The sequence below is a fragment of the Pseudolysinimonas sp. genome (genome assembly GCF_057350545.1).
The window spans coordinates 1-8,862 of record NZ_JBMRCP010000008.1 but is presented as its reverse complement, the minus strand read 5'-3'; the positions used below and the strand labels follow the sequence as shown (position 1 = coordinate 8,862).

General features: G+C 69.9%; 11 protein-coding genes and 1 pseudogene. 11 read left to right on the top strand and 1 reads right to left on the bottom strand.

Features of this window, described 5'->3' with window-relative positions:
- The 3 genes and pseudogenes from ACO1X9_RS01195 to prmC form a co-directional block, all read left to right on the top strand.
- A pseudogene (locus ACO1X9_RS01195) lies at positions 1-449 on the top strand (transcription termination factor Rho); the annotation flags it as partial.
- Between the two features lie 9 nt (positions 450-458).
- The gene (gene prfA, locus ACO1X9_RS01190) at positions 459-1,538 is read left to right on the top strand and encodes a peptide chain release factor 1 (RefSeq protein WP_486349005.1); all 1,080 of its coding nucleotides are present in this window, start codon (positions 459-461) and stop codon (positions 1,536-1,538) included.
- Between the two features lie 10 nt (positions 1,539-1,548).
- Positions 1,549-2,418, top strand: coding sequence for a peptide chain release factor N(5)-glutamine methyltransferase (prmC, locus tag ACO1X9_RS01185; protein WP_486349004.1), 870 nt, complete (start codon positions 1,549-1,551; stop codon positions 2,416-2,418).
- A gap of 87 nt (positions 2,419-2,505) precedes the next feature.
- Here prmC and ACO1X9_RS01180 read toward each other — a convergent pair whose 3' ends face one another.
- On the bottom strand, positions 2,506-3,135 hold the full coding sequence (locus tag ACO1X9_RS01180) for an HAD-IA family hydrolase (RefSeq protein ID WP_486349003.1): 630 nt from the start codon (positions 3,133-3,135) through the stop codon (positions 2,506-2,508).
- A 62-nt stretch (positions 3,136-3,197) separates the two neighbouring features.
- Between ACO1X9_RS01180 and ACO1X9_RS01175 the strand changes: the two genes are divergently transcribed.
- From ACO1X9_RS01175 to ACO1X9_RS01140, 8 genes are all read left to right on the top strand, one after another.
- Complete coding sequence (locus ACO1X9_RS01175; RefSeq protein ID WP_486349002.1) at positions 3,198-3,875, top strand: L-threonylcarbamoyladenylate synthase; 678 nt, start codon at positions 3,198-3,200, stop codon at positions 3,873-3,875.
- Positions 3,866-5,155: an MraY family glycosyltransferase gene (locus tag ACO1X9_RS01170; protein WP_486349001.1), complete on the top strand. Its 1,290-nt coding sequence runs from the start codon at positions 3,866-3,868 to the stop codon at positions 5,153-5,155. The genes ACO1X9_RS01175 and ACO1X9_RS01170 overlap by 10 nt, the downstream gene beginning before the upstream one ends.
- A complete protein-coding gene (locus tag ACO1X9_RS01165; RefSeq protein ID WP_486349000.1) occupies positions 5,152-5,592 on the top strand; it encodes a Cg1360 family ATP-synthase-associated protein in 441 nt (146 codons plus the stop codon). Before ACO1X9_RS01170 ends, ACO1X9_RS01165 begins: the two co-directional genes overlap by 4 nt.
- Positions 5,593-5,688: 96 nt before the next feature.
- A complete protein-coding gene (gene atpB, locus ACO1X9_RS01160; RefSeq protein WP_486348999.1) occupies positions 5,689-6,531 on the top strand; it encodes a F0F1 ATP synthase subunit A in 843 nt (280 codons plus the stop codon).
- Between the two features lie 56 nt (positions 6,532-6,587).
- Positions 6,588-6,803 carry an ATP synthase F0 subunit C gene (atpE, locus tag ACO1X9_RS01155; protein ID WP_486348998.1) on the top strand — a complete coding sequence of 72 codons (216 nt, stop codon included), beginning with the start codon at positions 6,588-6,590 and terminating at the stop codon, positions 6,801-6,803.
- A 26-nt stretch (positions 6,804-6,829) separates the two neighbouring features.
- A complete protein-coding gene (locus ACO1X9_RS01150; RefSeq protein ID WP_486348997.1) occupies positions 6,830-7,390 on the top strand; it encodes a F0F1 ATP synthase subunit B in 561 nt (186 codons plus the stop codon).
- The gene (locus tag ACO1X9_RS01145; RefSeq protein WP_486348996.1) at positions 7,390-8,181 is read left to right on the top strand and encodes a F0F1 ATP synthase subunit delta; all 792 of its coding nucleotides are present in this window, start codon (positions 7,390-7,392) and stop codon (positions 8,179-8,181) included. The genes ACO1X9_RS01150 and ACO1X9_RS01145 overlap by 1 nt, the downstream gene beginning before the upstream one ends.
- A gap of 36 nt (positions 8,182-8,217) precedes the next feature.
- Positions 8,218-8,862 (top strand): F0F1 ATP synthase subunit alpha (locus ACO1X9_RS01140; protein WP_486348995.1); only part of this gene is annotated, 645 nt, incomplete at its 3' end.

The window sequence follows — 8,862 nt, the reverse complement described above, 5'->3', positions numbered from 1 at the left end:
CGTCGGGGCGCATCCTCTCGGGTGGCGTCGACGCGTCGGCGCTCTACCCGCCGAAGCGCTTCTTCGGTGCGGCGCGCAACCTCGAGGGCGGCGGCTCGCTGACCATCCTCGCGACCGCGCTCGTCGAGACCGGCTCGAAGATGGACGAGGTGATCTTCGAGGAGTTCAAGGGCACCGGCAACTCCGAGCTGCGCCTCTCGCGTCAGCTCGCCGACAAGCGCATCTTCCCCGCGGTCGACATCGTCGCCTCGAGCACCCGTCGCGAAGACGAGCTGCTCACGGGCGAGGAGGTGCTCATCACGACGCGTCTGCGTCGCATGCTCGCCGGCCTCGACCCGCAGCAGCAGCTCGAGGTCGTGCTGAGCAAACTCAAAGAGACGCAGTCGAACGTCGAGTTCCTCGTGCAGATCCAGAAGTCCCTGCCGGCGAACGGCAACGGGCACCACTAAGGGGTCGACGTGTTCGAATCGGTCCGGGGGCTCCTGGCCGAGCACGAGGAGCTCCAGCAGGTGCTCTCCGATCCGGCGATCCATGCGGACGCGGGGCGCGCGAAGAAGGTCAACCGGCGCTACGCCGAGCTGAGCCAGATCGTGCGCGCCCACTCCGACTGGGCGCTCGCGCAGGACGACCTCGCGGCAGCACGCGAGCTCGCCAAGGAGGACGAGGCGTTCGCCGCCGAGGTCCCCGGTCTCGAAGAGGGTCTGGCGACGGCCGAGGAGAACCTGCGGCGTCTGCTCATCCCGCGCGATCCGGACGACGGCCGCGACGTGATCATGGAGATCAAGGGCGGGGAGGGCGGCGAGGAGTCGGCGCTCTTCGCCGCCGACCTGCTGCGCATGTACCTGCACTACGCCGAGTCCCGCGGCTGGAAGACCGAGCTGCTCGGTGCGACCTCCTCCGCCCTCGGGGGGTACAAGGACGTGCAGGTCGCCATCAAGTCGAACGCCACGGATCCCGCGCAGGGCGTGTGGGCATCCCTGAAGTACGAAGGCGGCGTGCACCGCGTCCAGCGCGTCCCGGCCACGGAGTCGCAGGGGCGCATCCACACCTCCACGACGGGGGTGCTGGTCTTCCCCGAGGTCGACGAGCCCGAAGAGATCGACGTGAGCGCGAACGATCTGCGCATCGACGTCTTCCGGTCGTCGGGTCCGGGCGGGCAGAGCGTCAACACGACCGACTCCGCGGTGCGCATCACCCACCTGCCGACGGGAATCGTCGTGTCGATGCAGAACGAGAAGTCGCAGATCCAGAACCGTGAAGCCGCGATGCGCGTCCTCCGCGCACGGCTGCTCGCGAGGCAGCAGGAGGAGATCGCCGCGGCCGCGTCCGATCAGCGCAAGACGCAGATCCGCACGATGGACCGCTCCGAGCGCATCCGCACCTACAACTTCCCCGAGAACCGCATCGCCGACCACCGCACCGGGTACAAGTCCTACAACCTCGACCAGGTGATGAACGGCTCCCTCCAGCCGGTCATCGACTCGTGCATCCAGGCCGACGAGGAGTCGCGCCTCGCCGAGCTCGCCGAGCAGAGCTGACGGCATCCAGGTGAACGTGCGCGACCTGCTCGACCATGCCGTGAGCGTCCTCACGGTGGCTCGCGTTCCGTCGCCCGAGGTCGACGCCGAGCTGCTCCTGGCCCACGTGCTCGGCGTCTCCCGCGGGCAGCTGCAGGCGCGCGCGGTCACCGGTTCCGGCGTCGACGGCGAGCAGCGCCACGCCGTGCTCGAGCTCGTCGAGCGTCGGGCGGCCCGCGAACCGCTCCAGCACCTCACCGGCCGCGCCGCCTTCCGGCAGCTCGAACTCGCGGTCGGGCCGGGGGTCTTCGTCCCGCGTCCGGAGACCGAGTACGTCGCCCAGCTCGGCATCGACGCCCTGCTCGCCGTTCCGTCGCCGACTCCCCGTGCGGCCGACCTCGGAACGGGCAGCGGCGCCATCGCACTCGCACTCGCGACCGAGGTGCCGCCCGCCGAGATCGTCGCGGTCGAGAACTCGCCGCGTGCCTTCATCTGGGCGCGTGAGAACGCGACCGCGATCGGCGCGGCCAACCTGCGTCTCGTGTTCGCCGACCTCACCGACGTGGCCGACACCCTTCCCGAACTCGTCGGCACCCTCGACGTGGTCGTCTCGAATCCGCCGTACATCCCCGTCGGTGCGATCCCGCGCGACCCCGAGGTGCGCCTGCACGACCCCGAGGTCGCGCTCTACGGGGGTGAGGACGGCCTGGATGTCGTCCGCGCCGTCTCCGCGACGGCGCGGCGGTTGCTCCGGTCGGGTGGCGTCCTCGTGCTCGAGCACGGCGAGCTGCAGGGCGACGCCATCCGCGAGCTCCTCACCGCCGACGGCTGGAGCGCACCGTCCACGACGCGCGACCTCCTCGGTCGCGACCGGGCGACGACGGCCCACCTCGCGGGTTGAGGAGCGCCGCGCGCAGCGCGACGCGTCTCGAAACCGCCCCGGCTCACTCGCAGGAGGGGTCTCCATACACCCGCCTGCGGCGGGCACTCAAACCGCGAGTTCGGCGCGTTCCGCGGCGAACTGCTCGATGGCATCCCGCAGCGACGCCGGGTCGACGTAGAGATGCGCGGTGATGCCGACCGACGCGGCGCCGGCGACGTTCTCGGGCAGGTCGTCGGCGAAGAAGGCGTGAGAGGCGGGCTCGTCGTAGGCCGCGAGCACGCGCTCGAAGACCGCCGGATCGGGCTTGCGTGCGCCGTAGCGGCTCGACGAGCGCAGGTGCTCGCGCCCGAAGAGCGGGACGAGTTCGGGAGCCAGCTCGGGCAGGTGCTCCTCGACGAGGGGGTTGTTGTTGGTGAGCAACGTGATGCGCCCGAGCTCGCGCGCCCGCGCGACGGAGGACAGCACCTCGGGTCGGGCACGCATCGCCGAGCCGCGGTTCGCGACCCACACGTCGCGCGGCAGATCGGTGCCGATCGCCGCCGACCAGGCCGCGAGGTAGGCGTCGCCGTCGGGCCAGCGACCGGCTTCGGCGGCCCACTCGCCCTGCTCGTTCCACCAGCGGCGGCGCAACTCGGTGAAGTCCAGCCCCGTCAGCTCGGTGAGCCCCGCCATCCGGATGCGCCACTCGTAGTCGTAGAGGACGTCGTCCATGTCGAAGATGAAGAGGAGACCCATGGCACCTCCATCCTCGCGCACGCAGGTCGTGCCACCGGACACGGCTTAGGGTGGATCCCGCCATGGCTCTGTACGACACGAGCATCCCCGACGAACTGCTGACCGGGATGCGTCTCGCCCGGGCGGCCATCGGCCGCGGAGAGCTCGTCGTCCTGCCGACCGACACCGTCTACGGCGTCGCCGCCGACGCGTTCTCCCCGGATGCCGTGCAGCGGCTGCTCGACGCGAAGGGTCGTGATCGCACGGCCCCGCCGCCCGTCCTCGTACCCGGCATCCCGACCCTCGATGCGCTCGCCGAGGTCGTTCCGCCGGAGGTGCGCGACCTGGTCGACCGCTTCTGGCCCGGCGGACTCACGATCGTGCTGCGCGCCCGGCCGACGCTCGACTGGGATCTCGGCGAGACTCGCGGAACGGTCGCCGTGCGGATGCCGAGTGATCGCATCGCCCTCGAGTTGCTGTCCGAGACCGGTCCGCTCGCGGTGTCGAGCGCCAACCGCACGGGCGAGCCCGCGGCGATGACCGCGGCCGAGGCGCAGACCGCGCTCGGCGACGCCGTCGCGGTGTATCTCGAGGCCGGAGCAGCCGGGGTCGGCTACCCGGATGCGGCGCCCGGGACCGGGTCGACGATCGTCGACGCGACGGCGCTCGAACATCCCGACGGCAAGCTCCGCATCCTGCGGCACGGCGTCGTGTCGGACGCGGCCATCATCGAGGTCGTGGGGTCCGGCCGATGCGCATAATCTTCTACGTCCTCGTGCTGGGCGTCTCTGCGGCCGTGTCCTTCGGTGGCTCGTGGCTCATCTGGAAGCTCAGCCACCGGTACCGGCTGTATCCCAAGATCCGCGAGCGCGACGTGCACACGCGTCCGACGCCACGGCTCGGCGGTGTCGCGATCTTCTTCGGCATCCTCGTGGCGTTCGGGATCGGTTCGCTCCTTCCTCCGCTCGCGCTCATCTTCCGCGAGCCGCTGCAGGTCCCGGCGGTGCTCGCCGCCGCGCTGCTGATCGTCGTCATCGGCGTCATCGACGACATCTGGGACCTCGACTGGTTCACCAAGCTCGCCGGGCAGGTGCTGGCGGCCGGCATCCTCGCGTGGCAGGGCGTGCAGATCGGCTGGCTGCCGTTGCCCGGCACGCTCTTCTCGTTGTCGTCGTACCAGTCGCTCGCGCTCACGATCTTCGTCGTCGTGCTCGTCATGAACGCCGTCAACTTCATCGACGGCCTCGATGGTCTCGTCGCCGGCGTCGCGATCATCGCGAGCGGCGCGTTCTTCATCTACGGCTATGCGGTGTCGTACGGCCCGACCGAGCAGAGCGACTACTTCAACCTCGCGCAGTTCATCACGGCGGCGCTCATCGGTGCGTGCCTCGGGTTCCTGCCGTTCAACTGGCGACGCGGAGACGACAAGCCTGCGCGGCTCTTCATGGGCGACGGGGGAGCGCTCGTCGTCGGCCTGCTCATGGCGACGTCGACGGTCGCGTTGGCCGGTCAGATCGCGCCCCAGTCGATCACGGCGACGGCGGCACTGCCGACCTTCATCCCGATCATCCTGCCGCTCGCCGTGCTCATCGTGCCGCTCGCCGACTTCACCCTCGCGGTGCTGCGTCGCCTGCGCGCCGGCAAGTCGCCCTTCAGCGCAGACCGCATGCACCTGCACCACCGCCTGCTCGACATGGGGCACTCGCACACTCACGCGGTCGTCATCTTCTATGCATGGACGGCGGTGGCCTCGGGTGGGATGCTGCTGTTCCTGCTGCCCGAGCACGGGCTCGTCGTCGGCGGGCTCGTGATGATCGTCGGCTTCCTGGTCTGCACGATCATCACGCTCGCGCCGCTCAGCCGCCGCAAGGCCGCGGAGGCCGCCGTGCAGAGCGCGTCCGCGGAGCTCGCCGCCGACGCAGGGGTCGCCGAGTTCGACCCGCTGGATGCCGCCGCGGCGTCCGCGACCTACACCGCGCACACCGACGCCGAGGCGGCCCACGCCCTCGAGCGACTGCACGAGAAGGAGGCGTCTTCGTGACGGTCCGCCCGCTGCTCCTCCGTTCCCTGCGCTATGGCGCGGTGCTGACCGCGCTCGTCGCCCTCGGGGGAGGGGCGCTCGGGTTCCTCGCCGCCGGGACTCCCGGCCTCGCCGGCGGGTTGCTCGGCGGCGCGCTCTCCGGGATCTTCCTGGGCCTCACCGCGCTGAGCATCCTGCTCGCCGGGCGCGTCTCGAACGGCGATCTCACGAGCCCCGCGTTCCTCGGCGTCGTGCTCGGCGTGTGGACGCTCAAGCTCATCCTGTTCTTCGTGCTCTCGCTCTGGCTGCGCGGCCAGGACTGGATCGACCCCGGTGCCTTCGGCATCACGGCGATCGTCGGCGTGCTCGGATCGCTCGTGGCCGACGTCGTCGCCTTCCAGCGCAGCCGCATCCCGCTCGACGTCGCGCTCCCCGATGACGAGCGTTCCGGTGAGTGAGAACGCCCGGCTCGCGCGGAGCCCGGGTCGTCAATCCCCTGGTAGTGTGAGGAGCACGACCTTCCCCTTTCGATCGCCGCGCGTAGACGCGCCCCGATGCAGGAGAAAGCCCTGAACTTCCTCACCCCCTTCCTGCCTGCTCTGCCGAGCGCCGACCCCGGCGACGGCGAGTTCCACGGGCCTTCGCTCGACGAGTTCTTCCCGCCGGCGATCCTCTTCGAGGGCACCCCGTTCGAGCTGAACCGCATCATGCTCATCCGCCTCCTGGTGGTGACGGTGCTCATCGTGTGGCTGCTCATCGCCACGCGCCGCATGCGCGTCATCCCGACGCGCGGTCAGGTCGTGACCGAGTTCCTCCTCGGCTTCGTGCGGAACAACATCATCATCGAGACCCTCGGTGAGAAGGACGGCAAGCGGTTCATGGTGCCGCTCATGACGATGTTCTTCCTCATCATCGGGTTGAACATCACGGGCATCATCCCGTTCCTCAACATCGCCGGCACGTCGGTCATCGGCACACCCCTGTTGCTCGCGCTCGTCGCCTACGTGCTCTTCATCTACGCGGGTATCCGCAAGCACGGCCTCCGGTTCTTCAAGAACGCGGTCGCGCCGAGCGGCGTCCCGGGCGTGCTGTTGCCGGTCGTGGCGCTCATCGAGATCCTGTCGACGTTCATCGTGCGGCCTGTCTCGCTCACGCTCCGACTCCTGATGAACATGATCGCCGGGCACCTGCTGCTCGTGCTGTGCTTCTCGGCCACGCACTTCTTCTTCTTCACGCTCCTCGCCAACGGCGACCTCATCGGTCTCCTCGGCTTGGGCACCTTCGCCTTCGGCGCGGTCTTCACCCTGTTCGAGATCCTCGTCGCGGTGCTGCAGGCCTACGTCTTCACGTTCCTCGCCGCCGTCTACATCCAGCTCTCGCTCGCCGACGAGCACTGACCCGCCGGCCTCGCCGGAGCCCTCTAGTAAGCACCCAGAAAGAAAAGGAAACCCTCGTGGAAATCTCTGGTCACCTCGTTCCCATCGCCTTCGGCCTCGCCTCGATCGGTTCGGCCATCGGCGTCGGCCTGGTCGTCGGCAAGACGATCGAGTCGGTCGCGCGTCAGCCCGAGCTCCAGGGCCGTCTGACGGGCCTCATGTTCATCGGTATCGCGTTCACCGAGGCGCTCGCGTTCATCGCGATCGCCACGGGCTTCATCCCCTTCCCGTAAGCACCCCCCAGATCTAGGAGGTCGGGATGCTGCGCGCATTCCTCGCCGCGGAACCCACGGAAGAAGCAGCGGACATCAATCCGCTCCTTCCCGAGTTCTACGACATCCTGTGGTCGGGCGTCATTTTCGTCGCCCTGCTGCTCGTCATCGGCTTCTTCGTCGTCCCGCGTCTCAACAAGGCGCTCGACGCCCGTGCCGACGCCATCGAGGGCGGGCTCAAGCGTGCCGAAGAGGCGCAGGCCGAGGCCGCCGCCACCAAGGGCGAGTACGAGTCGCAGCTCGAGGAGGCCCGTGCCGAGGCCGGCCGCATCCGCGAGCAGGCCCGTGTCGAGGGTGCCGCGATCGTGGCCGAGGCGCGCGAGACCGCGCAGGCCGAGGCCGCACGCATCGCCGCCAACGCCCAGGTGCAGATCGAGGCCGAGCGCGCCGCCGCACTCGTCTCGCTCCGTGCCGAGGTGGGTTCGCTCGCGCTCGACCTCGCGTCGGGTGTCATCGGCGAGGCGCTGAACGACGACAAGAAGTCGACGGCGCTCGTGGACCGCTTCCTCGCGGACCTCGAAGCGTCGGAGAAGGCGAGCAAGAAGTAATGGGATCCGCGACCCGCAACGCTCTCGCCGCCGCCACCGCGCAGCTCGATGCCGTGTCCGGCGTCCAGCTCGCCACGGGCGAGCAGCTGCTGGCGGCGGGCCGCGCGATCGCGAGCTCGTCGCAGCTCCGAGCCTTGCTCTCCGACCCGTCCATTCCGGCCAGCGAGAAGTCGAAGCTCCTCGGGCGCATCTTCACGGCGCTCGACGCGACGGCGGCGAAGCTGCTCGGCGGCGTCGTCGAGTCGCGCTGGTCGAACTCCGACGAGCTCGTCGACGGCATCGAGACCCTGGCGATCCGCGCCCTCGCGGCCGCGGCGGGGGAGAAGGCCGGGCTCGAAGGCGAGCTGTTCGCCGTGGGCCGCGCCATCGCGTCCGACCCCGACCTCGAGCTCGCGCTCGGCAGCAAGCTCGGTGAGCCTGCGGCGAAGGCCGACGTGATCACGAAGCTCATCGGCACGAAGGCCTCGCCGGCGACCGTCGCGATCCTCAGCCACCTCGTGCAGAGCCCGCGCGGGCGCCGTATCGGCGAGCTCGTGTCGAGCGCCGCCGAGACCGTGGCCTCCGCGGCGGGGCGCGTCCTCGCGACGGTGACGGCGGCATCCCCGCTCACCCCCGCGCAGCAGACGCGGCTCTCGACCGCCCTCTCGGCGCAGTACGGCCGCCCCGTGCAGGTCGACGTGATCGTCGACCCCTCGGTGCTCGGCGGCTTGCGCGTGCAGGTCGGCGACGAGGTCGTCGACGGCACCGTGTCGTCGCGCCTCTCCGACCTCCGACTCCAGCTCGCCGGCTGATCCCGGCTCACCGACCCCTCGAAGACAGAGAAGACAATGGCAGACATCACCATCAGCCCCGACGAGATCCGCTCCGCGCTCAAGGACTTCGTCGCCGGGTACACGCCGAGCGCCGCCTCGAAGACGGAGGTCGGCACGGTCGTCGACGCGGCCGACGGCATCGCGCACGTCGAGGGGCTTCCGGGCGCCATGGCCAACGAGCTTCTGCGCTTCGCGGACGGCACGCTCGGCCTCGCCCTCAACCTCGACGAGAACGAGATCGGCGTCATCGTGCTCGGTGAGTTCACCGGCATCGAGGAGGGTATGGAGGTCACCCGCACGGGCGAGGTGCTCTCGGTGCCCGTCGGCGACGGCTACCTCGGTCGCGTCGTCGACCCGCTCGGCACCCCGATCGACGGTCTCGGTGAGATCGCGTCGGAGGGCCGCCGCGCCCTCGAGCTCCAGGCTCCCGGCGTCATGCAGCGCAAGAGCGTGCACGAGCCGATGCAGACCGGTATCAAGGCGATCGACGCGATGATCCCGGTCGGCCGCGGCCAGCGCCAGCTGATCATCGGCGACCGCCAGACCGGCAAGACGGCGATCGCGATCGACACGATCATCAACCAGAAGGCCAACTGGGACTCGGGCGACAAGAACAAGCAGGTGCGCTGCATCTACGTCGCCATCGGCCAGAAGGGCTCG

Bases quoted from the DNA above. Each gene is read 5' to 3' on its own strand.
- ACO1X9_RS01180 (WP_486349003.1), bottom strand. From the start codon at position 3,135: ATGGGTCTCCTCTTCATCTTCGACATGGACGACGTCCTCTACGACTAC.
- ACO1X9_RS01175 (WP_486349002.1), top strand. From the start codon at position 3,198: ATGGCTCTGTACGACACGAGCATCCCCGACGAACTGCTGACCGGGATG.
- ACO1X9_RS01170 (WP_486349001.1), top strand. From the start codon at position 3,866: ATGCGCATAATCTTCTACGTCCTCGTGCTGGGCGTCTCTGCGGCCGTG.
- atpB (WP_486348999.1), top strand. From the start codon at position 5,689: ATGCAGGAGAAAGCCCTGAACTTCCTCACCCCCTTCCTGCCTGCTCTG.
- ACO1X9_RS01150 (WP_486348997.1), top strand. From the start codon at position 6,830: ATGCTGCGCGCATTCCTCGCCGCGGAACCCACGGAAGAAGCAGCGGAC.
- ACO1X9_RS01145 (WP_486348996.1), top strand. From the start codon at position 7,390: ATGGGATCCGCGACCCGCAACGCTCTCGCCGCCGCCACCGCGCAGCTC.